At 71.0% G+C, this 25,862-nt stretch carries 20 protein-coding genes; 14 read left to right on the top strand and 6 right to left on the bottom strand.

The window, feature by feature from the left end; all coding sequences use genetic code 11:
• Window positions 1–5: 5 nt before the first annotated feature.
• Window positions 6–1,436 (bottom strand): hypothetical protein, encoded by a 1,431-nt coding sequence (locus tag EJC51_RS31430; RefSeq protein ID WP_244363482.1) that lies wholly within the window; start codon window positions 1,434–1,436, stop codon window positions 6–8.
• A gap of 268 nt (window positions 1,437–1,704) precedes the next feature.
• On the opposite strand from EJC51_RS31430, the gene EJC51_RS31435 reads away from it, so the two are divergent.
• Both EJC51_RS31435 and EJC51_RS31440 read left to right on the top strand, forming a co-directional pair.
• Entirely contained in the window at window positions 1,705–2,667 is a 963-nt protein-coding gene (locus EJC51_RS31435; protein WP_126274159.1) for a phosphotransferase, read from the top strand.
• Window positions 2,664–2,966 (top strand): hypothetical protein, encoded by a 303-nt coding sequence (locus EJC51_RS31440; RefSeq protein WP_126274160.1) that lies wholly within the window; start codon window positions 2,664–2,666, stop codon window positions 2,964–2,966. The genes EJC51_RS31435 and EJC51_RS31440 overlap by 4 nt, the downstream gene beginning before the upstream one ends.
• Here the strand turns inward: EJC51_RS31440 and EJC51_RS31445 are convergent.
• The 4 genes from EJC51_RS31445 to EJC51_RS31460 are packed head-to-tail and all read right to left on the bottom strand — an operon-like array spanning window position 2,947 to window position 6,800.
• Window positions 2,947–3,717, bottom strand: a complete 771-nt coding sequence (locus EJC51_RS31445; RefSeq protein ID WP_126274161.1) for a succinate dehydrogenase/fumarate reductase iron-sulfur subunit — start codon at window positions 3,715–3,717, stop codon at window positions 2,947–2,949. The two genes, EJC51_RS31440 and EJC51_RS31445, sit on opposite strands and share 20 nt — an antisense overlap.
• Window positions 3,714–5,657, bottom strand: coding sequence for a fumarate reductase/succinate dehydrogenase flavoprotein subunit (locus tag EJC51_RS31450; RefSeq protein WP_126274162.1), 1,944 nt, complete (start codon window positions 5,655–5,657; stop codon window positions 3,714–3,716). Before EJC51_RS31450 ends, EJC51_RS31445 begins: the two co-directional genes overlap by 4 nt.
• Window positions 5,657–6,478, bottom strand: coding sequence for a hypothetical protein (locus tag EJC51_RS31455; protein WP_126274163.1), 822 nt, complete (start codon window positions 6,476–6,478; stop codon window positions 5,657–5,659). Before EJC51_RS31455 ends, EJC51_RS31450 begins: the two co-directional genes overlap by 1 nt.
• Before the next feature lie 31 nt (window positions 6,479–6,509).
• Window positions 6,510–6,800: a hypothetical protein gene (locus EJC51_RS31460; RefSeq protein ID WP_126274164.1), complete on the bottom strand. Its 291-nt coding sequence runs from the start codon at window positions 6,798–6,800 to the stop codon at window positions 6,510–6,512.
• A 284-nt stretch (window positions 6,801–7,084) separates the two neighbouring features.
• Here EJC51_RS31460 and EJC51_RS31465 point away from each other — a divergent pair, with 284 nt between their 5' ends.
• The 12 genes from EJC51_RS31465 to EJC51_RS31515 all read left to right on the top strand — a co-directional run bounded on the left by EJC51_RS31465 (window position 7,085) and on the right by EJC51_RS31515 (window position 24,982).
• A complete protein-coding gene (locus tag EJC51_RS31465; RefSeq protein ID WP_126274165.1) occupies window positions 7,085–9,349 on the top strand; it encodes an ABC transporter family substrate-binding protein in 2,265 nt (754 codons plus the stop codon).
• Between the two features lie 15 nt (window positions 9,350–9,364).
• Window positions 9,365–9,970, top strand: coding sequence for a hypothetical protein (locus EJC51_RS31470; RefSeq protein WP_126274166.1), 606 nt, complete (start codon window positions 9,365–9,367; stop codon window positions 9,968–9,970).
• Window positions 9,971–10,107: 137 nt separating this feature from the next.
• Window positions 10,108–12,015 carry a translational GTPase TypA gene (typA, locus tag EJC51_RS31475; RefSeq protein WP_097268613.1) on the top strand — a complete coding sequence of 636 codons (1,908 nt, stop codon included), beginning with the start codon at window positions 10,108–10,110 and terminating at the stop codon, window positions 12,013–12,015.
• A gap of 658 nt (window positions 12,016–12,673) precedes the next feature.
• The gene (locus EJC51_RS31480) at window positions 12,674–13,711 is read left to right on the top strand and encodes an ABC transporter permease (RefSeq protein WP_126274167.1); all 1,038 of its coding nucleotides are present in this window, start codon (window positions 12,674–12,676) and stop codon (window positions 13,709–13,711) included.
• Window positions 13,712–13,817: 106 nt separating this feature from the next.
• On the top strand, window positions 13,818–15,626 hold the full coding sequence (locus EJC51_RS31485; protein ID WP_126274168.1) for an ABC transporter substrate-binding protein: 1,809 nt from the start codon (window positions 13,818–13,820) through the stop codon (window positions 15,624–15,626).
• An 84-nt stretch (window positions 15,627–15,710) separates the two neighbouring features.
• Window positions 15,711–16,691 carry an ABC transporter permease gene (locus EJC51_RS31490; protein ID WP_126274169.1) on the top strand — a complete coding sequence of 327 codons (981 nt, stop codon included), beginning with the start codon at window positions 15,711–15,713 and terminating at the stop codon, window positions 16,689–16,691.
• A 10-nt stretch (window positions 16,692–16,701) separates the two neighbouring features.
• Window positions 16,702–17,763 (top strand): ABC transporter ATP-binding protein, encoded by a 1,062-nt coding sequence (locus EJC51_RS31495; protein WP_126274170.1) that lies wholly within the window; start codon window positions 16,702–16,704, stop codon window positions 17,761–17,763.
• Window positions 17,764–17,792: 29 nt separating this feature from the next.
• Window positions 17,793–18,920 (top strand): ABC transporter ATP-binding protein, encoded by a 1,128-nt coding sequence (locus EJC51_RS31500; protein ID WP_126274171.1) that lies wholly within the window; start codon window positions 17,793–17,795, stop codon window positions 18,918–18,920.
• Between the two features lie 124 nt (window positions 18,921–19,044).
• On the top strand, window positions 19,045–19,185 hold the full coding sequence (locus EJC51_RS47880) for a hypothetical protein (RefSeq protein ID WP_165951183.1): 141 nt from the start codon (window positions 19,045–19,047) through the stop codon (window positions 19,183–19,185).
• 62 nt (window positions 19,186–19,247) lie between these two features.
• Window positions 19,248–20,321, top strand: coding sequence for a HesA/MoeB/ThiF family protein (locus EJC51_RS31505; RefSeq protein WP_207924770.1), 1,074 nt, complete (start codon window positions 19,248–19,250; stop codon window positions 20,319–20,321).
• Window positions 20,318–21,523 carry a hypothetical protein gene (locus EJC51_RS31510; RefSeq protein WP_244362943.1) on the top strand — a complete coding sequence of 402 codons (1,206 nt, stop codon included), beginning with the start codon at window positions 20,318–20,320 and terminating at the stop codon, window positions 21,521–21,523. Before EJC51_RS31505 ends, EJC51_RS31510 begins: the two co-directional genes overlap by 4 nt.
• Window positions 21,524–21,589: 66 nt before the next feature.
• Window positions 21,590–24,982, top strand: coding sequence for an AfsR/SARP family transcriptional regulator (locus tag EJC51_RS31515; protein WP_126274172.1), 3,393 nt, complete (start codon window positions 21,590–21,592; stop codon window positions 24,980–24,982).
• Between the two features lie 52 nt (window positions 24,983–25,034).
• Here EJC51_RS31515 and EJC51_RS31520 read toward each other — a convergent pair whose 3' ends face one another.
• On the bottom strand, window positions 25,035–25,829 hold the full coding sequence (locus EJC51_RS31520; RefSeq protein WP_126274173.1) for an AfsR/SARP family transcriptional regulator: 795 nt from the start codon (window positions 25,827–25,829) through the stop codon (window positions 25,035–25,037).
• Window positions 25,830–25,862: the final 33 nt, after the last annotated feature.

Genomic DNA, 25,862 nt, shown 5'->3' on the forward strand with positions numbered 1-25,862 from the left:
TCAGGTCAGGCGCGGCGCCCCCGGCCGCGCGGGCCGCCGAAGCTCGCCGCCGCCCCGCCGTCCAGCAGGATGCCGCCGAGCACCGCCCCGGCGATCCCGCTCTCGTGCTCGGCGGCCCCGGCGACGGGGTTGCCGTGCACGCGGACGTCCTGCTCGGCGAGGTCACGGGCCTCGACGGCGAGCGCGTCGGCGGCCACCGGGTCCTCGTCCAGCAGCCGCACCGCCTCCGCCAGCCGGGTGCGGGCCGTGGCGCCCACCGCACCCCGGTGCGTCGCGACGAAGTCGTCCGCGCCCGCCACGGCGGTCCTCGCCGCCAGCGCGGCGGCGGCCCCCAGCACCCCGGCCGTCGGTTCCGCGGCGAGCGGCGCGACCGCCCGCACGATCCGGCGCAGGGCGTCGAGCGGGTCGTAGGGAGCCTCACTCGCCAGCTCGTCCCGTACGAAGGCCAGGACGTTGTCGGCGTGCACGATCCGCGCCCGCAGCTCGCCGACGGGCACCTGGGCCCGCGCCGACCGCTGGGTCCGCGCGATCTCCGCCTCCGCGCCGGTCAGCGCGGCCGGTACCAGGGCCGCGGCCCCGGAGAGCTCCGTGCCGAGGCGTTCGACGCCGTGGAGGAAGACGGCGGCCTGGGCGATCGCGCCCTCGGCGGCGCGCAGATGCACGGCGGCCCGGTCGTGGGCGGCGAGGTCGCCGGCCTGGCGGGCCTGGTTGAGGCGGAGGGTGGCGAAGACGAGCCGGTCCTTGGCCTGCTCCCCGTATCCGGTGACCTCGGCGACGGCGGCGGGGCCGTACCGGGCGGTCAGGTCGGCGAGCAGCGCGTCGACGGCCCGGGTGCGGCCGGTGAGCGCCCGGAACCGGGTCTCGGCCAGCCCCAGCGCCTCACCCGCCCCCTGCTCCAGGCCGCGCAGCTGGTCGACGCCGGCCGCGGCCTCGTCCAGCCGCCGCCCGGCCTCCTCGCAGCGGCCCACGATCCCGGCGAGCGCGTGCTGCCGGGCCGCGGCCTCCTCCGGTACGCCGTCGTCGTACTGCTGCCGCATCCGGAAAGCGGCCCGCAGCTCGGCCTCCGCGCCCCGCAGCGCGAGGACCGTGGACGCCACCGCGCTCTCCCCGAACCGGGCCTCGACGAAGGCCAGCTCCTCACGGCTGGTGCGGACACTGTCGTCGGCGGCCACCAGCAACACCCGGGCCTGCTCGTCCAGTTCGGCCGGCGGCGGTGACGCGGCGAGCGGGGCGGGGGCGCCGCCGGGGGTGGTCCGGGTCCGGGTGCGCCGCGACCGCCGTACGTACGCGTAGCCGGCCACCACCGCCGCCGCGCCCGCGACCACCAGCGGCAGCACCAGGTCGGCGGCCGACGACTCGTCCTCCTCCTGCGCGAGGGACGGTGCGGCCGCCTGCGCGCGGCCGTCGGCCGCCGGGGCGCGGTGCTCGATCGTCATCCCCGGCAGCACCAGCCACAGCACGCCGATCAGCACACCCAGCAGGGTGTGCGCGACCCGCGCGGATATGTGCGAGGTCGCCCGCCGCGGCCGGCCCCGTATCAAGGATGACGTCACATTTCGGAGCGTATGAGCAGGAATGCGGGGGCGCGACCGGGAAGAGGCGCAGGGAGGCGGCAGGGGACGGAGAGGGGCGAGAGGTCCGTACGGGCCGGGGTGCGGTGAAATCCGGCTGCGGCTGCCGGGGCCGGATGCCAGGATCGGGCGGATGACCGCCTCCCGCCGGCCTCTCACCCGCGCCGACCTCGCCCCCCTCGCCCGCGCCGCCGTCGGCGGCAACCGCACCCTCGTCGACGCCACCCGGCTGCGCGGCGGCAGCAAGAAGGGCGTCTACCGGCTCGCCTTCGACGACGGCTTCAGCGCGATCGCCTACGTCTGGTCGCCGGACGAGGACTACTGGGACGCGGGCCCCTCCGACCTCCGCGACCCGTTCTCCCACGGCACGGGCCTCGGCCTCTTCGCCGCCGCGCACGACCGCCTGGCGGCCGCGGGCGTCCGCACACCCCGCCTGCTGCACGTCGACGCCGAGGCCCGGCAGGCGGTCGTCGAGGACCTCCCCGGAGGCAGCCTGGAAGCGGCCCTGCCCCGCGACCCGGCCCTCCTGGACCGGCTGGCGGCCCTCCTCGACATCCTGCACACCCACACCGGCCCCCGCTTCGGCAAGGTCGCCCTCGTCGACGGCGGCGGCACCTCGTACGGCACGTCGTGCGAACAGCGGGTCCTGGAGGGCGCCCTGCGCGACATCGCGGAGGTCGCCGGACGGGAGCCGCGCGCCGCCGCCGTACGGGAGCGACTGGTGGAGCGGGCGGGGGAGTTGGCGGCACGGGTCCGGCCGCGCGAGCGCCACACCCTCATCCACGGTGAACTCGGCCCCGATCACGTCCTGTTGACCCAGGACGGCGAACTCGCCCTCATCGACATCGAAGGGCTGCTCTACTTCGACGTGGAGTGGGAGCACGTCTTCCTGGAGATCCGGTTCGGGGACGCCTACGAGGCCCTCCGCGTCCCGGACCTCGACGAGGACCGGCTCCGGCTCTACCGGCTCGCCATGCGGCTGTCCCTGGTCGCCGGGCCGTTGCGGCTGCTGGACGGGGACTTTCCCTTTACGGAATTCATGCGCGGTATTGCCGAGCACAACCTGGTGCACGTCCTCGACCTGGTGCGACGATGATCGACGTGCACGAGATGTTGGTGATCGCGGCCGTCGTGGTGCTCACGGCCGGACTGGTGATCGGCGGCGCCGCGGCCACCGCCGGGTGGCTGCTGCCGGGGCGGGGGCGCGCCAAAGTGGCCCGGCCCAGGATGTGGGGGTACGGCACGCTGATCGGGCAGGCCGGGATCGGCACCTTCCTGTTCGTCGGGCCGCTCTACGGGCCGAGCATGCGGCACGTGCCGTACGCGATGGCCGGCATGGCGGTGTTCGCGCTCGGGCTGTACGTGCAGCGGCTCGCTATGAGGACCTCCTCCTGATCTTCGACCCCAGCCACACCAGCGGGTCGTACTTGCGGTCCACCGCCCGCTCCTTCAGCGGGATCAGCGCGTTGTCCGTGATCTTGATGCCCTCCGGGCAGACCTCGGTGCAGCACTTGGTGATGTTGCAGTAGCCGAGGCCGTGTTCGTCCTGGGCGGTGGTCTTGCGGTCCAGGCCCGATTTTTCCGCCGCGTCCAGCGGGTGCATGTCCAGCTCGGCCACCCGCATCAGGAAGCGCGGACCCGCGAACGCCCGCTTGTTCTCCTCGTGGTCGCGGACCACATGGCAGGTGTCCTGGCACAGGAAGCACTCGATGCACTTGCGGAACTCCTGCGAGCGGTCCACGTCCTCCTGCATCATCCGGTACTCGCCCGGCCCCAGGTCCTGCGGCGGCACGAACGCCGGGACCTCGCGCGCCTTCTCGTAGTTGAAGCCGACGTCGGTCACCAGGTCGCGGACGACGGGGAAGGCCCGCAGCGGGGTGACGGTGATCGTCTCCTCGCGGGTGAACACCGACATGCGGGTCATGCACATCAGCCGCGGCCGCCCGTTGACCTCCGCCGAGCACGAACCGCACTTGCCCGCCTTGCAGTTCCAGCGGACGGCGAGATCGGGGGCCTGGGTGGCCTGAAGGCGGTGGATGATGTCGAGGACCACCTCACCGTCGTTCACCTCGACCGTGAAGTCCTCCAGGCCGCCGCCCCGCACATCGCCCCGCCACACCTTGAACTGGGCCTTGTAGCTGCTCACTCGTACAGCTCCTCTTCGGCGAGGTACTTGACCAGCTCCTCCTTGTCGAAGAGGGCGAGCAGGTCGGCGCGGATGGGGTCGGTGGTCTCCCGGGTGAGGGCGATCTGACCGCGGACCGGGTCCGTGGCCGCCAACCCGCCCGTGGGGTCGGTCAGTCGGCACAGCAGGTTGATGTTGCGCCACGTGCGTTCCATCGCCGGGTGGTCCTCGCGGGTGTGGCCGCCGCGCGACTCGGTGCGCTCCAGCGCCGCCCGCGCCACGCACTCGCTGACCAGCAGCATGTTGCGCAGGTCGAGCGCGAGGTGCCAGCCCGGGTTGAACTGGCGGTGGCCCTCGACCCCGGCGCGTCGGGCCCGTACCCGCAGGTCCGCCAGCTTCTCCAGGGCCTGCGCCATCTCGGCCTCGCGGCGGATGATGCCGACCAGGTCGTTCATGGCCTGCTGGAGCTCCTGGTGGAGGGTGTACGGGTTCTCCGGCGGGCGCCCGTCCTCCTCGCCCGGCGCCGGTCCCTCCGCCGAGAACGGCCGCAGCGCCTCCGCCGCCGCCGAGTCGACCTGGTCGTCGTCCACCGCGGGGCGCTCGAAGGCGAGGGAGGCCGCGTACTCGGCGGCGTGCAGGCCCGCCCTGCGGCCGAACACCAGCAGATCGGAAAGGGAGTTGCCGCCGAGCCGGTTGGAGCCGTGCATGCCGCCCGCGACCTCACCGGCCGCGTACAGCCCGGGCACCCCGCGGGCCGCCGCGCTGTCCGAGTCGACCGCGATGCCGCCCATCACGTAGTGACAGGTCGGCCCGACCTCCATCGCCTCCGCGGTGATGTCGACGTCCGCCAGCTCCTTGAACTGGTGGTACATGGACGGCAGTCGGCGCTTGATGACGTCGGCGGGCATGCGCGTCGACACGTCCAGGAACACGCCGCCGTGCGGGGAGCCGCGGCCCGCCTTCACCTCGGAGTTGATGGCGCGGGCCACCTCGTCGCGGGGGAGCAGCTCGGGCGGACGCCGGTTGTGGTCCGGGTCCTCGTACCAGCGGTCGCCCTCCTCCTCCGACTCGGCGTACTTCTCCTTGAAGACGTCCGGGACGTAGTCGAACATGAACCGCTTGCCCTCGGAGTTCCTGAGCACCCCGCCGTCGCCGCGCACCGACTCGGTGACGAGGATGCCCTTCACCGACGGCGGCCAGACCATGCCCGTCGGGTGGAACTGCACGAACTCCATGTTCAGCAGCGGGGCGCCCGCGAGCAGGGCGAGTGCGTGGCCGTCGCCGGTGTACTCCCACGAGTTCGACGTCACCTTGAACGACTTGCCGATGCCGCCGGTCGCGATGACGACGGAAGGCGCCTCCAGGACGAAGAAACGGCCGGACTCGCGCTCGTAGGCGAAGACGCCACTCACGCGTGAGCCGTCCTTCAGGACACGGGTGACCGTGCACTCCTGGAAGACCTTGAGCCGGGACTCGTAGTCGCCCGTCTCGCGGTGGTCCTGCTGTTGCAGCGAGACGATCTTCTGCTGGAGGGTCCGGATGAGTTCGAGGCCCGTGCGGTCGCCGACGTGGGCGAGGCGCGGGTACTCGTGGCCGCCGAAGTTGCGCTGGGAGATCCGGCCGTCCTTCGTACGGTCGAACAGCGCGCCCCAGGTCTCCAGCTCCCACACCCGCTGCGGGGCCTCCTGGGCGTGCAGCTCGGCCATCCGCCACTGGTTGAGGAACTTCCCGCCGCGCATGGTGTCGCGGAAGTGCACCTGCCAGCTGTCGTGCTCGTTGGCGTTCGCCATCGCCGCCGCGATGCCGCCCTCGGCCATCACCGTGTGCGCCTTGCCGAACAGCGACTTGCAGATGACTGCCGTACGGGCGCCACGCTCGCGCGCCTCGATGGCGGCGCGGAGGCCGGCGCCCCCGGCACCGACCACGACGACGTCCCACTCCTGGCGGTCGACCACGGACATCAGAACAACCTCGGATCGTCGAAGGCGCCGGAGGCGACCAGGTAGACGTAGAAGTCGGCGAGTGCCACGCTCACCAACGACGCCCAGGCCAGCAGCATGTGACGGGCATTCAGCTTCCCGACCCACTGCCAGGCCCGGTAGCGCACGGGATGCCGGGAGAAGTGCTTGAGCTGCCCGCCGACGATGTGCCGGCAGGAGTGGCAGGAGAGGGTGTACGCCCAGATCAGCACGATGTTGACCAGGAACACCAGGGTGCCCAGGCCCATGTGGCCCCACGCGTAGTGCTCGTCGCGGAAGGAGAGCACGGTGTCGTAGGTCAGGATCCCGGCGACGACGAGCGCGGCGTAGAAGAAGTACCGGTGGATGTTCTGCAGGATCAGCGGGAAGCGGGTCTCGCCGGTGTACTTCTTGTGCGGCTCGGCCACCGCGCAGGCCGGCGGGGACGCCCAGAAGCCCCGGTAGTAGGCCTTGCGGTAGTAGTAGCAGGTCAGGCGGAAGCCGAGCGGGAAGATCAGGATGAGGATCGCGGGGGAGATGCCCCACCAGCCGCCGAAGATCTCCCAGTTGGGCCCGGAGCGCATCGTCTCGCACCGCTCGGCCAGACAGGGCGAGTAGAACGGCGAGACGTACGGCGCCGCGTAGTAGTCCGTGTCCGCGAAGGCCCGCCAGGTCGAGTAGACGACGAAGGCCAGCAGCCCGGCGGCGGTGGCCGCGGGCGCCAGCCACCAGCGGTCGGTCCGCAGATGAGGGGCGGTGATCGCGGCGCGCGTACCGGACCGTACGCCGCCGCTGTTCGGATGAGGTTCCGTACCAGTGGCCAATTCATGACTCCGGTCGGTGTGGAGGGGCGGCTCAGTGGCCGGGCCCGTGATGGGCGCCGAGACCCTCGTCGTCCGAGTCCGTCCACAGGGTGTTGTCGTACGGGGTGTCGGGGATGGAGACGAGATCGGTCCGCTTCGACTGGGCGAGCGCGGGATCGGCGTCCCTGAGCAGGGCGAGGCTCTCGCGCAGGCGGTCGGTGTCGACGCGGACGCGGCGCATCTCCAGACCACCGCTGCCGAGTTGCTGCTCCAGGCGCTTCACATACCGGTGCAGTTCGTCGAGGCAGCGCTGGGCTGACGCCAGTTCGTCGTGCAGGGCCATGACGTGACCTCACTTAGGGCGGCAACGTTCATGTGCGCCTGCGAGTGTTGCGCGTCACACCGGCCCATGTGAAGGGACGTGCATGGATTGGCGGATCGTGTGCCTCCGTGCGCGCCCCCTGGATGCCGTCCATTGCGCCGCACGGGTGGGCTTCCGGGCGGTCTGCGCCGTGTCGCCACCGCCTGCCGAACCCTTTCCTCTTCAGTGGCCGCATACATCTGATCAGCTCCATATACCGCCAAACGTGATCGAAACCAGGCGGCGCACCCCCGGAGGTAGACGGCATGTCCCACGACGGCGTCGCACCGCGCGCTGTGATGCGCTCGGTCGCCTTCCTGAGCGCCGGCGCGCTCGCGGTCCCGCTGCTCGCCGGGTGCAGTTCCGAGGACCCGGCCGGCAAGCCGCTCGCGGCGTCGGACATCGGGTTCGCCGACCGCTCCCTGGTCGCCGACGGCGGCACCCTGCGCTGGGCCGTGGACTCCGTGCCGGACACCCTCAACACCTTCCAGTCGGACGCCGACGCCACCACCACCCGCGTCGCCCAGGCCGTCCTGCCGGCCATGTACCGGCTCGACGCGAACGGGCGCCCGCAGCTCGACGCCGACTACCTGGAGAAGGCCGAGGTCGTCGAGACCGAGCCCCGCCAGGTCGTGCTGTACAAGCTGAACCAGCAGGCCGTCTGGAGCGACGGCCGCGAGATCGGCGCCGCCGACTTCGCCGCCCAGTGGCGCGCCCTGTCCGGCAAGGACACCGCCTACTGGACGGCCCGCAACGCCGGCTACGACCGCATCGAGAAGATCGAGCGCGGCAAGAACGACCTCGAGGTCAAGGTCACCTTCGCGCGGCCGTACGCCGACTGGAAGTCGCTGTTCTCCCCGCTGTACCCGAAGGACGTCATGGGCACCCCGGACTCCTTCAACGACAGCGCCCGCAAGAAGCTCAAGGTCACCGCAGGTCCCTTCGCGCTGGAGAAGGTCGACCGCAAGGACGACGAGGTCACCCTCGCCCGCAACCCGCGCTGGTGGGGCCACCCCGCCAAGCTCAACGAGATCGTGCTGCGCGCCGTACCCCGCGACAAGCGGGCCGCCGCGCTCGCCGCCGGTGAACTCGACCTGGCCGAGATCGACCCGGAGTCCGTCAAGCGGATCACCGTGGCGGCGAAGGGCACGCGGAGCGCCACCCCGCTGATGGGACCCGGCAGCAACCTCAGTGCCGCCGACGCCCTGCGCTCCTGGGCCGTCGCCAAGGGCACCGACGAGGAGGCCGCCGACGACGAGATCAGCGCCCGCGAGAAGCAGCGCGAGGAAGCCGCCGCGTACGCCCGGCAGCAGCAGGCCCTGCGCGGCTTCGAGGTGCGCCGCTCCCTGGAGCCCGCCTACACCCAGCTGGCCCTCAACGGCGCCGAGGGCCCCCTCGCCGACGAGCGGGTCCGCCGTGCCGTGGCCCGCGCCATCGACCGCGAGGCCCTCGCCTCGGCCGTGCTCACCCCGCTCGGTCTGCCCGCCGAGCCGGTCGGCAGCCACCTCGCGCTCTCCGGGCAGGCCGCCTACGCCGACAACAGCGGCGCCCTCGGCGGCCAGGACACCGCGGAGGCGCAGGCCCTCCTCGCGGACGCCGGCTGGGTGCCGGGCGGTCCGCTGAAGGAGGAGAAGAAGAAGGGCGACAAGGCCGCCGGGTCCAAGGGCGAGAAGACCGCCGGGTCCAAGGGCGAGAAGGACTCCTCGGACGAGGAGGAGTCCGAGGACGGGACGTACATCGTCGGCGAGGACGACAAGGCGCCGCGCGAGGCCGACAAGGCGCTCCGCGAGGCGGACCGGGAGAAGAAGCAGGACCCCAGGAAGCACCAGGAGAGCGGGGACGGCTCCCAGCACCTCGCGCAGGACGGCAAGCAGTACGCGAACAAGCTGACGCAGGGCGGCGCCCCCGGCGCCTACGCCCCCCGCGGCACCGCCGCGCCGGCGGGCGCCGCGGCCGGGGCGCTCGCCAAGGACGGCAAGCCGCTCACGCTCCGCTTCGTGCTGCCGTCCGGGCCCGGCTCGCAGACCCTGCGCACGGTGGCCGACCGGATCTCCGGGATGCTCCAGAAGGTCGGTATCCGCACCGAGATCACCAAGGTCGCGGACGAGAGCTACTTCAAGGACCACATCGCGTCCGGCCAGTTCGACCTCGCCCTGTACTCCTGGCCCGCGTCCGCCTTCCCCGCCACCGACGCCCGGCCCATCTACGCCAAGCCGGTCCCGGCGGCCGACGGTTCCCTGAACGTCGAGCAGAACTACACCCGGGTCGGCACCGACCAGGTGGACCAGCTCTTCGACCAGGCCGTCTCCACGCTGGACGAGGACGAGAGCCGGGGCCTGATCCGCAAGGCCGACTCCCGGATCTGGGCCGCCGCCGGCTCGATCCCGCTGTACCAGCGGCCCCAGCTGACGGCCGCGCGCACGAACATCGCCAACGCCGGCGCCTTCGGCTTCCAGACCCCGGTGTTCGAGGACATGGGCTTCCTGCGGAAGGGCGCAGCGCACCCCTCGGCGAGCCCCACGGAGAAGTAGGGGATCATTCTCCGCATGTACATGCGGAGACGGACGTGGGTGGCGGGGGCGGCGCTGGTCGCCCTCGCGGCAGGACTGACGGCGTGCAGTGACTCGGACACGCGGGCGGGATCCTGCACGGACGGGACGTACACCTGGTCGGGCGTCGAGCGCACGCAGAAGGTGACCAAGCTCGCCGCCCCCATAACGATCGCGAGGACGACGGCGTCCTACAAGGCCCCGCTCGAGGTCATCGACACCGTCGTCTACAGCCGGACGGTCACCCCCGTGCCGCCCGGCGCGGGGAGATCGGGAGTACTCGCGGCGCTGGACGAGCACCTGGACGTCGACGAGTCGAAGGCCGGCGCGCGAGGGGTGGTGGACACCCGGCACGGGGACTCCTACGTGGAGGGGACGGCGCTGCACAAGGGCGCCTACTACGCCTGGAGCTACGTCGATCTCGTCGACGCCGACTTCACGTACACCTGCGAGGACGTCGACCCGGTGAAGGGGCATGTGCGCACCTGGGACGAGATCGGCTCCGACCTCCGGCCCTGCGCCGAGGCCGCGCCGAGCGACAGTGGCCGGGAGGCCGCCGCCCGCCGCTGTCCGACCGGCTCGAAGGCCGCGCGGGAGGCCTGAAACCGGCCCCCGGAGGCCGCCTCTGTCAATCCCACGTACCATGGGGTGAGGCCGTGGCATGTACAGCCCGGCAGGGTCCGCGTAACACAGACGTACGCGCAGGCCCCTTCCACACCACTCCGGGAGTACGCCGCACTATGGCCACGCGCCACGACATCCGCAATGTCGCCATCGTCGCCCACGTCGACCACGGCAAGACCACCATCGTCGACGGCATGCTGAAGCAGGCCGGCGCCTTCGCCGCGCACCAGCTCGAAGGCGTCGACGACCGCATGATGGACTCGAACGACCTGGAGCGTGAGAAGGGCATCACGATCCTGGCCAAGAACACGGCGGTGAAGTACCACCCGAAGGACGGGGGGGACGTCATCACCATCAACATCATCGACACCCCCGGCCACGCCGACTTCGGTGGCGAGGTCGAGCGCGGCCTGTCCATGGTCGACGGTGTCGTCCTGCTCGTCGACGCCTCCGAGGGCCCGCTGCCGCAGACCCGCTTCGTGCTGCGCAAGGCGCTCCAGCAGCGTCTGCCCGTCATCCTGTGCATCAACAAGACGGACCGTCCGGACTCCCGGATCGACGAGGTCGTCAACGAGACGTACGACCTCTTCCTCGACCTGGACGCGGACGAGGAGCAGATCGAGTTCCCGATCGTCTACGCCTGCGGCCGTGACGGCATCGCGTCGCTGACCAAGCCGGAGAACGGCACGGTCCCGGCCGACTCCAACAGCCTGGAGCCGTTCTTCTCGACGATCCTCCAGCACATCCCGGCCCCGACCTACGACGAGGACGCGCCGCTCCAGGCGCACGTCACCAACCTGGACGCCGACAACTTCCTCGGCCGTATCGCGCTGCTCCGCGTCGAGCAGGGCGAGCTGCGCAAGGGCCAGACCGTCACGTGGATCAAGCGCGACGGCTCCATGTCCAACGTGCGCATCACCGAGCTGCTGATGACCGAGGCGCTCACCCGCAAGCCCGCCGAGGTGGCAGGACCCGGTGACATCTGCGCCGTCGCCGGTATCGCGGACATCATGATCGGCGAGACCCTCGCGGACCCCGAGAACCCGATCCCGCTCCCGCTGATCACGGTCGACGAGCCCGCGATCTCCATGACGATCGGCACCAACACCTCGCCGCTGGTCGGCCGGGGCGGCACCGGCAAGGGCGCCGACAACAAGGCGGCCGTCAAGGACCGCAAGGTCACCGCCCGTCAGGTCAAGGACCGCCTCGACCGCGAGCTGATCGGTAACGTCTCGCTGCGCGTCCTCGACACCGAGCGTCCCGACGCCTGGGAGGTCCAGGGCCGTGGTGAGCTCGCGCTCGCCATCCTGGTCGAGCAGATGCGCCGTGAGGGCTTCGAGCTGACCATCGGCAAGCCGCAGGTCGTCACCAAGGAGGTCGACGGCAAGACGTACGAGCCCGTCGAGCGCATGACGATCGACGTGCCCGAGGAGCACATGGGCGCGGTCACGCAGCTCATGGGCGTCCGCAAGGGCCGGATGGACAACATGTCCAACCACGGCTCGGGCTGGGTGCGCATGGAGTTCGTCGTGCCGTCCCGCGGTCTCATCGGCTTCCGGACCGAGTTCCTGACCCAGACCCGCGGTACGGGCATCGGGCACTCCATCCACGAGGGCTTCGAGCCCTGGTTCGGCAACCTCCAGACCCGTAACAACGGCTCCCTGGTCGCCGACCGCGCCGGTGCCGTCACCGCCTTCGCGATGACGAACCTCCAGGAGCGCGGCGTGCTCTTCACCGAGCCGGGCACCGAGGTGTACGAGGGCATGATCGTCGGCGAGAACTCGCGCTCCGACGACATGGACGTCAACATCACCAAGGAGAAGAAGCTCACGAACATGCGGTCGTCCTCGGCCGACTCGTTCGAGGCGATCGTCCCGCCGCGCAAGCTGTCGCTGGAGCAGTCGCTGGAGTTCTGCCGCGACGACGAGTGCGTCGAGGTCACTCCGGAGGCCGTTCGCATCCGCAAGGTGAACCTGGACGCCCGCGAGCGCGCCCGCGCCGCGAGCCGCGCCAAGCACGGCTGATCGACGGTCGGTTCCAGAGCCCGGGTGCCCCCATCTTGGGGGCGCCCGGGCTTTTTGCAACTCATTTTTTCGGTCAGATGGCTGTGCAGGGCCGGTGAAGGATGTCCGTAATGCGGAGATCCTCGCCCGATACCCATGTAACACGTCCGTTTCGTGGCCTTCTTTCACCAGACAGTTTGTCCAGATTTTGGAAGATGTACGGGCCAGCTGTGACTGAATTGAGATTTAAGAACAGTGGTCGGTCCATGGCTCATGGCAGATAGTTAGCCGCGTAGCGCTCGGGTCAATGGGTCTCGCGCCGTGGGGACGGCGCCGACTCACGAGCACCAGGGGGTGCCTGACCCTCCGTCAGGGGTGTCGGAGGAAAGGCGTGCAACCCCCTCCTGTTGGTGAACACGTGGAGTCATGAGGAGGAGTCCCATGCGCGGTGTCACAAGCACCAGGTGGGTCACAGCGTCCGCAAGTTGCGTCAACTCCGCGCCGGCGTGCGGCGATCGGCTCTGAGGAGCTCCGCTCCCGCCCCTACGCGCGTCAGGCTGCGGCTTCTTCCGCTGCCGTGACACGCCGCTGACGCTTCTTCATGATCCGATCCGCGATCTCGCACACCCTTGTGCCGGTCGCCGGTTCGGCACACCCACACCTGTGAAATGGGCGAACTGTGACCAGTCCTATCGACATCGAAGGCGGCGGGACCTCGGTCGTCGTCGACGGCGACCAGCAGCCGAAGAGCAAGCCCGAGGAGGCCAAGCAGCTCGAAGGCCGCTCTCCCGGGCAGTTGATGTGGATCCGCTTCAAGCGCGACCGCACCGGAGTGATCTCGGCCTACGTCGTGATCTTCTTCTTCGTGGTCGGCCTCGCGGCCCCCCTGATCGCGAAGCTCTACGGCAAAGACCCGTACACGGTGTTCGCCGACGAACGCCCCGAGCTCTTCGACAGCGCGGGCGTGCCCCTCCAGCCCAACGGCGGTATCAGCGGCGAGTTCTGGTTCGGCCTGGAGCCCGGCAACGGCTACGACGTCTTCACCAAGCTGCTCTACGGCATCCGCAACTCCCTGATGATCTCGCTCGCGGTCACCGTCGCGACCGTGCTGACGGGCATCGTCCTGGGTGTCGCGGCCGGCTATCTCGGCGGCAAGCCCGACCAGTTGATCAGCCGGGTCATCGACTTCCTCCTCGCCTTCCCGGCCCAGCTGTTCTTCATCGCGAGCATGCCGGTCGTGGTCTCGCTGTTCGTCAGCCCGCGCGACGAGACGCCGGTGTACGTCCGGGTCGTCGCCCTCATCGCCGTGCAGTGGGTGCTGGGCTGGATGAGCCTCGCCCGCATCCTGCGCGGCACCACACTCGCCCTGCGAGAACGGGAGTTCATCGAGGCCGCCAAGGTCAGCGGGGCGTCCCCGGTGCGGATCATCCGCAAAGAGATCCTGCCGAACGTGGTCACCCCGATCCTGGTGCAGTCGACGTACATGCTGCCCAACTTCGTGACCGCGGAGGCCGGTCTGAGCTTCCTCGGGGTCGGGATCGTCGAACCGACGCCGGACTGGGGGCAGATGTTCTCCAAGGCGTCTACCGAACTCGTGATGCAGAACGACATCACCTACATGTTCTTCCCGGGCATCTCGATGATCATCTTCATCGTGGCGTTCAACCTGCTCGGGGACTCGGTCAGGGACGCCTTCGATCCCAAGACGGCGCGCTGACCGACAAGTTGTGGGCGTCTCCGCCCGACTGAGACCGACGGCTCCCACCGGGCCCGGTCCGCACTTCAACTCGCAACGGTGACACAAGATGGGTGGAATCTGAGTGATGGGTAAGGGTGGACGCCACGCGTACGCCGCGCTCTCACTGCTGGCGGCGGGGGCTCTCGTGCTCACCGGCTGCAGCGAGGGTGGCAGCAAAGGCAGCGACAACGACAAGCAGGACAAGGAGAACGCGCAGCGTCAGCAGGCCGGCATCTCCTTCGGCGACGCCAAGGACTCCACGGGTCCAGCCGCCGAGCTCCCCGGCGCCAAGTCCGGCGGCACCGTCACGGTGCTCCAGCGGGACAGCTTCGCGCACCTCGACCCGGGCCAGATCTACGTCTCCGACGAGATGGCGCTCTCGCAGCTGATCCACCGCGGACTGACCGCGTACAAGGCCACCAGCGACGACGGCAAGAAGCACGAGGTCGTCGGCGACCTGGCCACCGACAGCGGTACCACCACCGACGGCGGCAAGACCTGGAAGTACACGCTGAAGGACGGGATCAAGTGGGCCGACGGCTCCGCGATCACCGCCAAGGACGTCCGGCAGACCTTCGAGCGGCTCTTCGCGCCGTTCATCTCCAACGGCCCGACGTACATCCAGCAGTGGCTCGCCAACACCCCGGGCACCGAGTACCGCAAGCTCCTCCCGGACGGCCCCTACAAGGGCAAGCACCTCCCGGACACCGTCCTGGAGACGCCCGATGACAAAACCATCGTCTTCAAGTTCAAGTCGGCCAAGCCCGACCTGCCGTACGCGCTCGCCATGGCGGGCTACTCCATCGTGTCCGCCGAGAAGGACACCAAGGTCAAGTACGACAAGTCCCCGATGACCTCCGGTCCTTACAAGATCTCGGAGTTCAAGTCCGGCAAGACGATGACGCTGGTCAAGAACACCAACTGGGACCCGAAGACCGACGCGGTCCGGCACCAGTACGTCGACCAGTTCAACATCGAGTTCAACAAGCAGTTCGAGGACTCGACCAAGGCCATCCTCGACGACACCGGCGCCAACGCGACGGCGATCAGCTTCAGCAACCAGGTCGACGCGGGCAACCTGACCAAGGTCCTCGGCGACGCCTCGCTGAAGAACCGCACGGTCTCCGGCTACCAGCCGTACGTGGGCCAGATGAACATCAACCTGTCCCAGCCGGAGATGCAGGACAAGACGGTCCGCGAGGCCATCGCCTACGCCCTGCCGATCACGCCGTTCGTCCGTGCCTTCGGCGGCACCGACGCGATGGAGGTCGCCGGCGGTCTGATCAGCCCGACCGTCTCCGGCTACGACCCCAAGTTCGACCCGTTCGGCAAGAAGGCCAAGCCCGCCGGTGACCCGGCCAAGGCCAAGCAGCTGCTGGAGAAGGCCGGCAAGACCGGTCTGAAGCTCACCTTCGGCTACATCAACACCCCCGAGGGCCAGCAGTACTCCACCGCCATGGCGGCGGGCCTGGAGAAGGCCGGCTTCGACGTGCAGCGCCAGGAGATCCCGGCCGAGACCTACTACGACCAGGTCAGCAAGGTCAAGAACAACTACGACATCTTCCACACCGCGTGGGGTGCCGACTGGCCGAGCGCCTCGACCGTCATCCCGCCGCTGTACGACGGCCGCCAGATCCAGGACGGCTCCTCGAACTACTCGCACATCAACGACCCGAAGGTGAACGCCGACATCGACAAGGCGAACACCATCACCGACCCGATCAAGGCCGCCGAGGCCTGGAACAAGATCAACGAGTACATCGTGAAGGATGTCGTCTCCAACATCCCGACGGCGTACTACAAGCAGACCCAGATCGCCGGATCCAAGATCGGTGGCCTCGCGTACGACGACGTCATCGGCGGCGTCGACCCGCGCAGGCTCTTCGTGAAGTAACCCGTCCAAGCGGCGTCAGGTGCGCCCCGTCCCGTGACGGGGCGCACCGCGCCGCCCAGGCTTCGCCCGAAAGCTGCCACTGAGATGCTGCGCTTCCTCCTCCGCCGGATCCTCGGCTCATTCGTGATCCTGGTCCTGCTGACCGTGGTCGCCTTCCTGCTCTTCTTCGGCATGCCCCGCGACCCGGCGCTGCTGATGTGCGGCAAGACCTGCACGCCCGACGCGCTGGCGAACATCCACCACACGCTCGGGCTCGACAAGTCGATCCCGGAACAGTTCTGGATCTTCCTGTCCGGACTGGTCACCGGACGCAACGACTTCGAGCAGGGCCCCTGCCCCGCCCCGTGTTTCGGGTACTCGTACCACACCAACGAGCAGGTCTGGTCGACCCTGATGGACCGACTGCCGCTCACCCTCTCGCTCGCGGCCGGCGCCACCGTCGTCTTCCTGTTCGTCGGACTCGGCACCGGACTGCTCGCCGCCTGGAAGCGCGGCACCTTCGTGGACAAGTCGTTCACCGCCGGGTCCATGGTGCTCAGTTCGATGCAGATCTACTTCCTGGGCCCGCTGGCGCTGGCGATCCTCGTCTACCAGACCCACATCTTCGAGGAGCCGGACTACACCCCGCTCACCGACAACCCCGCCGCCTGGTTCACCGGGCTGATCATCCCCTGGGCCGTGCTCTCCACGATCTTCGCCGCGCAGTACACCCGTATGGCACGCTCCTCGATGATCGAGCAGCTCCAGGAGGAACACGTCCGCACCGCCCGGGCCAAGGGCATGAGCGGCCGCTACGTCTTCTTCCGCTACGCCTGGCGTGGTTCGCTGATCCCCATCATCACCATCCTCGGCATCGACCTCAGCTCGCTGCTCGGCGGCGCGATCATCACCGAGTACACCTTCGGACTGCCCGGCCTCGGACGGCTCGCGGTGGAGTCGGTGCAGTTCAGCGATCTGCCGCTGCTGCTCGGCGTGATGCTGTTCTCGGCCGCCGTGATCCTGCTGTGCAACATCGTCGTCGACGCCTGCTACGCCTTCATCGACCCGCGCGTGCGGCTGTCCTAGGAGCTCTGTCGTGACCACTCTGACCAAGGAGGCCGGGGCACCCGTCCCGTCCGACGCGGGCGCCTTCCTCTCGGTGCGCGACCTGCACGTCAGCTTCCGCACCGAGGACGGCATGGTCCGCGCCGTCGACGGACTCTCCTTCGACCTGGAGCGCGGCAAGACCCTCGGCATCGTCGGCGAGTCCGGCTCCGGCAAGTCCGTGACCAACCTGACGATCCTCGGGCTGCACAACCCGAAGTTCACCACCGTCGAGGGCGAGATCCTCCTGGAAGGCCGGGAGTTGACCACGGCTCGCGAGTCCGAGCTGGAGAAGCTGCGCGGCAACAAGGTCGCCATGATCTTCCAGGACCCGCTCACCGCGCTGTCGCCGTACTACACGGTGGGCCGGCAGATCGCCGAGCCGTTCATGAAGCACACCGGTGCCTCGAAGAAGGCCGCCTGGGACCGTGCGGTGGAGATGCTCGGCAAGGTCGGCATCCCCAACCCCAAGGAACGCGCGAAGGACTACCCGCACCAGTTCTCCGGCGGTATGCGTCAGCGCGCGATGATCGCCATGGCCCTGGTCTGCGACCCGGACCTGCTGATCGCCGACGAGCCGACCACCGCGCTCGACGTGACGGTGCAGGCCCAGATCCTCGACCTCCTGAAGGACCTCCAGCAGGAGTTCGGCTCCGCGATCATCTTCATCACCCACGACCTCGGCGTCATCGCCGACATGGCCGACGACATCATGGTGATGTACGCGGGCGGCGCGATCGAACGCGGTACGACGAACGAGGTCCTGCGCTCGCCCCAACACCCGTACACCTGGGGCCTGCTGAACTCGATGCCGCGCCTCGACTCGGACCTCGCGGCCCCGCTGGCCCCCATCCCGGGCGCCCCGCCCTCGCTCCTCAACCCCCCGTCCGGCTGCCGCTTCCACCCGCGCTGCACCTTCCAGGACCGGGTCGGCGGCACCCGCTGCACCGACGAACGCCCCTTGCTGGCCCCGGACCGCGCCTCCGCCTGCCATCTCACGGCGGACCAGAAGCGGACCATCTTCATCGAAGAGATCAAGCCCAGCCTGGGCTAGTCGTCGCCCCAGTCCTAGGAGGACACGTCATGAAAGAGGACCTCGTCCTCCCGGCCCCGCGCGAGGCGGTCGCCGACTCGTCCGGCGATCCGCTCCTCGTGGTCGAGGGGCTCACCAAGCACTTCCCGGTCAAGGGCGGCTTCCCGATCCGGCGCACGGTCGGCGCGGTGCAGGCCGTCGACGGCATCGACCTGACCGTGAACGTCGGCGAGAGCTTCGGCCTGGTCGGCGAGTCCGGCTGCGGCAAGTCCACGACCGGCCGCCTGATCACCCGGCTGCTGGAGCCGACGGCGGGGAAGATCTCGTACCGCGGCAAGGACATCACCCATGCCAGCCGCAAGGAATTGGCGCCGATCCGCTCCGAGATCCAGATGATCTTCCAGGACCCGTACTCGTCGCTGAACCCGCGGCAGACGGTCGGCAAGATCATCTCGGGTCCGATGGAGATCAACGACATCAACCCGGAGGGCGGCCGCGAGAAGCGGGTCCGTGAGCTCCTGGAGATCGTCGGCCTCAACCCCGAGCACTACAACCGCTTCCCGCACGAGTTCTCCGGCGGCCAGCGCCAGCGCATCGGCGTGGCACGCGCGCTGGCCCTGGAGCCGAAGCTGATCGTCGCGGACGAGCCGGTCTCGGCGCTCGACGTGTCGATCCAGGCGCAGGTCGTGAACCTGCTCCAGAAGGTGCAGCAGGAGCTGGGCATCGCGTTCCTGTTCATCGCCCACGACCTGGCGGTGGTACGGCACTTCTCGCAGCGGGTCGCGGTCATGTACCTCGGCAAGGTGATCGAGGTCGGCGACCGCGAGTCCATCTACACCCGCCCCCGTCACCCCTACACCCACGCCCTGCTGTCCGCGGTCCCCGAGGTGAACCTCGGGGAGGAGACGGAGGCGGGCGGGCGTGAGCGGATCCGGCTGGCCGGTGACGTGCCGTCGCCGATCTCGCCGCCGTCCGGCTGCCGGTTCCGGACGCGGTGCTGGAAGGCGCAGGACAAGTGCGCGACGGAGGAACCGCCGTTGATCCGGATCTCCGGCAACCACGAGGGCCATCTGACGGCCTGCCACTTCCCGGAGGACCCGACGATCGAGGCGCGGGACGAGGACATCGTGCTGGATCCGGCGCTGGCGGCGCTGGAGGAGGGGCTGAACGACGACTAGGCGCCGTGTGAAAGGCCGCTGAAAGACCAGGGAAAGACCCCTGTCCGAGGCTGGGTGGCAGAAGCGGGACGGCCGTTACCGACGGCCGCCCGCGGCATCCGATCCATCGGAAAGGGAGACCACCGTGGAGCACACCACGCACGCCGAGACCTTCGGTGACCAGGGCACGCTCGGCACCTCCGAGGCCCCGCAGCAGCCCGAGTTCATCGAGGTCCGGCTCCTGGACAAGATCGAGACGATCCAGAACAAGCAGATCGACAGCTGACAACGGCAGACCCCGGCGGCGGACCAGGTCCGCCGCCGGGGTCGTTTCCGAAGGAGACGCCCGTGCAGCTGCCACGGATCAAGGCGGAGCACACCCCGCATCGCTTCGACGACGGAACCCTCCGGCTCGGCGGCGGGGTCTACGGAGTCGCGGCGGAGATCGCCGATCCGCACGGCTGGGTCTGGGACGCGCTCACCCTCCTCGACGGCACCACACCGCCGGACCGGATCGAGCGCACCCTCGCGGACAGCCACCCCGCGCTGGGCCCCGAAGGCGCCCGGCGGCTGCTCGCCGAACTGCTGGACACCGGCTATGTCGAGGACGCCGCCACCCCTCCTCCGGACGGCCTCACCGACCGCGAGCGCGAGCGGTACAGCAGGAACCACACCTACTTCCGGTACGTCGACCTGCGCCCCGGCAGCGATGCCTGGTCCTCCCAACTGCGCCTCAAGCAGGCCCGCGTGACCGTGCTGGGCGTGGGCGGCGCGGGCAGCCACGCCGCGTGGGCGCTCGCCGCCGCCGGGGTGGGCGAGCTGCACCTCGTGGACCCCGACGTGGTCGAGGAGTCCAACCTCAGCCGGCAGGTGCTCTACACCGAGGCCGACCTCGGCCGCCCCAAGGCGGAGACGGCGGCCCGCCGCCTCGCGGCCGTGAACTCGGCCGGCCGCTACACCCACGAGAGCCGTCGCGCCGACACCGAGGCCGCGCTCACCGAACTCGTGCGGGACCGGGACGTCTTCGTGCTGTGCGCGGACGAGCCCCGCGGCGACCTGATCCGGAAGATGACGAACCGGGTCTGCGCGGCCCTGGGCGTGCCGTGGGTGTCCGCCGGCTACAGCGGCCCCCTGGCCACGGTCGGGGTGTACGCACCCGAAGGCCCCTGCTTCGAGTGCGTCGGCGCCGGCGAGGAGGCCAAGCTCAAACCCGGGTGGACCCCGCACCTGGGCACCGCCGGCGCGCTCGCCCCGGCCGCCGGGATCTCCGGACAGCTCATCGCCCACGAGGTCATCGCCCTGCTCACCGGCATCGGCGCCACCCCGCCCGGCTATGTGCGCGGGGTGAACCTGATCGCGCCCGACCAGCATGTCTTCGTACGGCACCCGGCCCGGACCGACTGCCCGGTGTGCGGGCCGTGACGGCCGCCGCGCCGCCGGAGCCGGACCCCACAGTGGTCCTGTATCCGCTGGAGATGCGGCAGGACCGGGACGAGTGGATCGTCGGACGGCAGGGCAACGACCAGGTCGTCGCCCTGCCCGAGATCGGCATCAACGCGCTCCGGCTGCTCGCCGAGGGACGCACCGTGGGCCAGACCCGCGGCGCGCTGCGCCAGGACACCGGCCGGGACCTCGATGTCGAGGCGTTCGCCGAGTCGCTGGCCGCCGCCGGCCTGGTCGCCGCGATCGGGACCCGGCGCTTCGAGACCGCGCCGGTCCCGGTCTCCCTGCCCCGGCTGCGGCAACACCACGTCCGCTGGGTGCTCGCTCCCATTCTCCATGTCGCCCTCCTCGCCGTCCCCGTGGCCGGACTCGTGGCCGTCGTGCTGCGCGGGCGCTCCCTGCCCACCTGGGACGACCTGGTGTGGGCGCGCCTGGGCACCGTCAACCTCCTCGTGCAGTCGCTCGCCGCCTGGTGTCTGATCGGCCTGCACGAACTGGCGCACCTGGTGACCGCGCGGGCCGCCGGGGTCGCCGGGCGGGTCCGGCTGGGCACCCGTCTGCAATTCCTGGTGGCGCAGACCGAGGTGTCCGGGATCTGGCTCAAGGGCCGCCGCGCGCGGCTCACCGTGTATCTGTCCGGGCTCGCCGTGGACGCCGCCGTCTGGGGCGGCTGCCTGCTCGCCCTCGCGGCCGGCGCCGACTCGCCCCTGCTGCCGGTCGTCGCGATGACCCTGGTCACCTCCTTCGCCAACCAGTGCCTGGTCTTCATGCGCACCGACCTGTACTTCGTCGCCCAGGACCTGACCGGGTGCCGCAACCTCTACGGCGACGCCGGCGCGTGGCTCCGCCACCTCGGGGCCCGGCTCCTGGGCCGGGCGAGCCGCGACCCGCTGGCCGGCCGGCGACCCGGTGAACGGCGGATGCTGAAGGCGTACGCGGCGGGCGCGGTGGCGGGCTCGATCGCCTGTGTCTTCGTCGGGCTGCGGCTGCTGCTGGACGTCACCTGGCCGCTGCTGGCCCGCTCCGGCCACCGGCTGCTGACCGACACCGATCCGCTGCTGTGGCTCGACGCCCTCGTCACGGTGCTGCTTCTGACGGGGCTCCAGGTGCTGTGGGCACGGTTGTGGTGGCGCCGGCACGGGCCGAGGGTGCGCAGGGCGGTGCGCGCCGCACGGCGATGAAGCCGGTCAATTCCGCTGAGCCGGGCGGGCGTTGCTTGCCCGTCAGCCCTGGATTACGTTCTGTGAATGCTCACCCCCCGGCTTTGCTTTCGCGTACTCGGCCCGCTGGAAGTCGAGATCGAAGGGCAGCCCGCCGCGCTCACCGGACGGCAACGCGCGCTGTGCACCGCACTCCTGCTCCACGCCAACCACGTGGTCTCCGTCGACCGCCTGATCGACTTCCTGTGGGACAGCCGCCCACCGGGAGCGGGCGCCGCGCGGGTGCGCGCCCTCGTCGCCGAGGTCCGCCGGGTCCTCGGCCCGCTCGGCCCCAGTCTGCTGACCACGCGTCGGCCCGGCTACGTCATGCACGCCCGCCCCGGCGAACTCGACCTGCTCACCTTCGAGCAGCTCGTCGAGGACGGTTCGCGCGCCGCGGCGAACGGCGACTGGGACACCGTGCGCCACCACGCCGAGCAGGCCCTCGGCCTGTGGCGGGGCGAGCCGTTGACCGACCTGCCGGAGGCGGCCGTCAGCGAGGCGGAACGGCGACGGCTCGGCGAACTGCACCTGGTGGCCCGGGAGAGCGCGGCCGAGGCGGACCTGGAGACCGGCCGGCACCGGCAGGCCGTCGCCGAACTCCTCCGCCTCACCACCGCCCACCCCCTGCGCGAACGCCCGCACGCGCTGCTGATGCGCGCCCTCCAGGCGGACGGACGGCCCGCCGAGGCACTCCAGGTGTACGCCGACCTGCGCCGCCGCATGGTCGACGAGCTCGCCCTGGAACCCTCGGACGACCTGCGCACCCTGCACCGGCGGCTGCTGGCCGGCGGCACCGCGCCCACCGCGCCGTCCGTGCGCCGACCGCCGGCCGCCCGCCCCGCGCCCGCCGCCCCGGCCCGGTCCGAGCGCCGGGTGCCACGCCAACTCCCGCCCGCGCCCCGGCGCTTCGTCGGCCGCGACGCCGAACTGCGGGGCCTGGACTCCGCTCTGCGCGCCGCCGAACCGCTCGCTCTGCTCGTCGGCCCGGCCGGCGTCGGCAAGAGCGCGCTGGCCCTGCACTGGGCCCACCGGGTCGCCGACCGTTTCCCCGACGGACAGCTCTTCCTGGACCTGCGCGGTTTCGACGACGCCGAACCCATGGGCCCCGAGGAAGCGCTGCCCCTGCTGTTGCAGGGCCTCGGCTGCGGCCCGCGGGACATCCCGCTCGGCACCGAGGCGCAGACCGCCCTGTACCGGACCCTGCTGGCGGACCGCCGGGTCCTCGTCGTCCTGGACGACGCGGCGGACCCCGCGACCGTACGGCTGCTGCGGCCCGCGTCCACCGGGTCCCTGACCCTGGTGACCAGCCGCGACAAGCTCAGCGGACTGGTCACGCTCGACGGCGCGTACCGGGTGGCGTGCGACGTCCTGGACCGCACCGGCGCCCTGGAGCTGATCAGCGCCGTGGTCGGCGCCGAGGCCGTCGACGCCGATCCGGCGGCCGCCGCCGAACTGGTCGAGCTCTGCGACCGCCTGCCGCTGGCCCTGTGCGTCGCCGGTTCATGGATCGGCGGCAGCCCCGGCGGCATCCGCACCTACGTCCGTGACCTCGCCGACCGCGGCCGGCTCGCCCGGCTGCATGTCGAGGGCGAGGAGAGCATCGCCGTACGCGCGGCACTCGACATGTCGTACGGCGCCCTCCCGGACGCCGCCCGGCGCGCCTTCCGGCGGCTGGGCCTGCTCCCCGGCACCGGTCGCTCGCTCCGCGCCGCCGCCGCGGCCGCGCACACCGACGAGGCCGCGGCGACCGACCTGCTGCGGCTGGCCCAGCGGGTGCACCTGCTGCACGACGCCGGTCGCGGCCGTACCGCCTGGCACGACCTCGTCCACGAGTACGCCCGCGACCGCACCGCCGCCGAGGACACGGCCGCCGAACGCGCCGCGGCCGTCGAACGGCTCCTCGACCACTACGTGCAGACCGTCGTCAACGCGGCCAGGACGGCGGGCCTGTACGTCATGCGGGACCACCCCGACGCCCTCGACGGCTCGCTGCCACGGGAGTTCCGCACGACGGAGGAGGCGTACGACTGGTTCGACGCCGAGTGGGACGACATCGCGGCGGCCATCGGCCATGCCGCAGAGCACGGCCCCGCCCGGTTCGCGTGGGCCCTCGTCGACGCCTTGCAGGACCTGTTCCACCACCGGCGCCCGCTCGCCGACTGGATGCGGCTGGCCCTGCTGGCCCGGGCCGCCGCCGAACGCGACGGAGACCTGCGCGGCCAGGTCGCGATGCATGTCTCGGTGGGCCACGCCCGCTGGCGCAACGGGGACCTGCGCGGTGCCCTGACCGAGTACGAACAGGCGGAGGAACGGGCGCGCACGGCCGACTGGACCCACGGCGAGGCCGTGGCGCTCCAGGGCGCGGCCGTCACCCTGAAACTGCTCGGCGAACCCCTGCGGGCCCTGCCCCGCTACCGGCGCGCCCTCGCCCTCTACCGCACCCTCGGAGAGGTCAGGAGTGAGGAGGTCATGCTGATCAACATGGCCTCGCTGAACCTGGCCCTGGGCCGGACCGACGCGGCCGGGGAGGCGGCCGGCGCCGCACTCGCCCTGATCGGCGACACCGCGGACCACCACCGGGCGTTGGCCCTGGTCAACCTCGCCCTGACCCGGCAGAAGCAGGCCCGGTTCGCCGAGGCGGAGGCCGCGCTGCGCACCTCCTTCCTCGTCTGCCGTGACTCCGGGTCCACCTACGCCGAGGCGGTCGCCCTGGAGACCCTGGGCCGGGTACGGGCCGACGCGGGCCAGGACGAACGCGCGCGGTCGGCCTACGAGGACGCCCTCGCCATCTCGCTGCGGGCGGAGAACCGCAACTGCCAGGTCGACTCCCTGGTGGGGCTGGCGGCACTGAAGCTACGGGCCGGCCGGGCGGACGAGGCGGCCGGCCATCTGGACGCCGCGTTCGAGATCGCCGAACGGACCGGGCATCGTACGGGCCACATCGAGATCCTGGTGGAACGCGCCGCCGTCGCCCGCGCGGCCGGCCTCCCGGGCGTGGCCCTGGACCATCTGGAGAGCGCCGCCCGCCTGGCCGTCGACGGCAGCCCGCTCACGCTTCCCCGGGTCCAGGTGGCCGCCGCGGTGATCCGGCTGGAGAACGGCGACCCGGCCGGCGCGCTGGACATGGCCGAGGAGGCGGTCGCGCTGGCCCGCGACTCCGGCCAGCGCCTGATCCAGGCCCGAGCGGCGCTGGCCCTGGCCGCCGCGCATGAGGTCCGGGGCGAGGGGGAGCCGGCCGCGGCGGCGCGGGCGCGGGCCGCCGCCCTGTTCGACGCGATCGGCACCCCGGAACCCGCCCGGGCCGCGTTGCACGGACCGCCCCCCGCCGGCACACGACCACGGCCCGCCGCCCCGCATCGAGAGCTGCCCCTGGACGCGGAGTCCCGGCTCGACCTGTACCTGAACGAACACTTCACCGAGGCCGGAGACGGGGGATGAGACGGGGGATGAGACGGGCGCGGGCCCACGGAGGGCTTGGTCGAGGCGGACGTCAGTGAGGCGTCGCCGTGTGGGCGGCGGCCGGGACGAGATCCGGGTCCCGGGCCAGGATCCGCTCGCGCAGGGCACGCAGTTCGGGACCCGGCTCGCACGCCAGCAGATCGGTCATCCGCAGGCGCAGCAGGTCGAAGCAGTCCAGCGCGTCCGCCTGCCGGCCGACCTGATGGAGAGCGAGCATGAGCAGACCGGTGACCTTCTCGTCGAAGGGATGCATGTCCGCCAGCCGGCTCAACCGCCGCAGGCACTCCTCGACCCGCCCGGCCCGCAGACCGAGTTCGGCGCTGCCGACCAACGCCTCCCGGTGCTCGCGTCGCAACGCCACCCGGGCCGTCTCCGCCCAGGGGGTGCGCACGTCGGACAGCGGTTCGCCGCGCCACAGCTCCAGCGCCCGGGTGAACAGATCGAGCGCGCGTTCGGTGCCCCCGTCCCTGGCGCTGAGCCGGGCCTCCCGTACCAGGGCGCGGAACCGCACGGTGTCCACACTCCGCTCGTCGATGACGAGGACGTATCCGCCGCGCCTGCGGGACAGTTCGAAGGCCTCGTCGGCAGAGGCCCGGCCGACTCCACCCAGCGCCTTGCGCAGCCGCGTGGCCTGGATGTAGAGCGCCTCGCGCGGATGCTGGGGCAGCCGCTCCGGCCACACGCGCTCCGCCAGGACCTCGTCGGCCACGAAGGCGCCCGGAGTCCAGGCCAGGGCGGCCAGCAGAAGTTTCGTGCCGTGCGCGAGCGGCACCCGTTCGCCGGTGCGGACGTGTGCCTCCACGCATCCGAGCAGTTGTATGTCCATGGCGCCCCCGTATCCGGAACCACTGAGGCCACC

This window comes from Streptomyces aquilus, from assembly GCF_003955715.1.
GTDB classification, from domain to species: domain Bacteria; phylum Actinomycetota; class Actinomycetes; order Streptomycetales; family Streptomycetaceae; genus Streptomyces; species Streptomyces aquilus.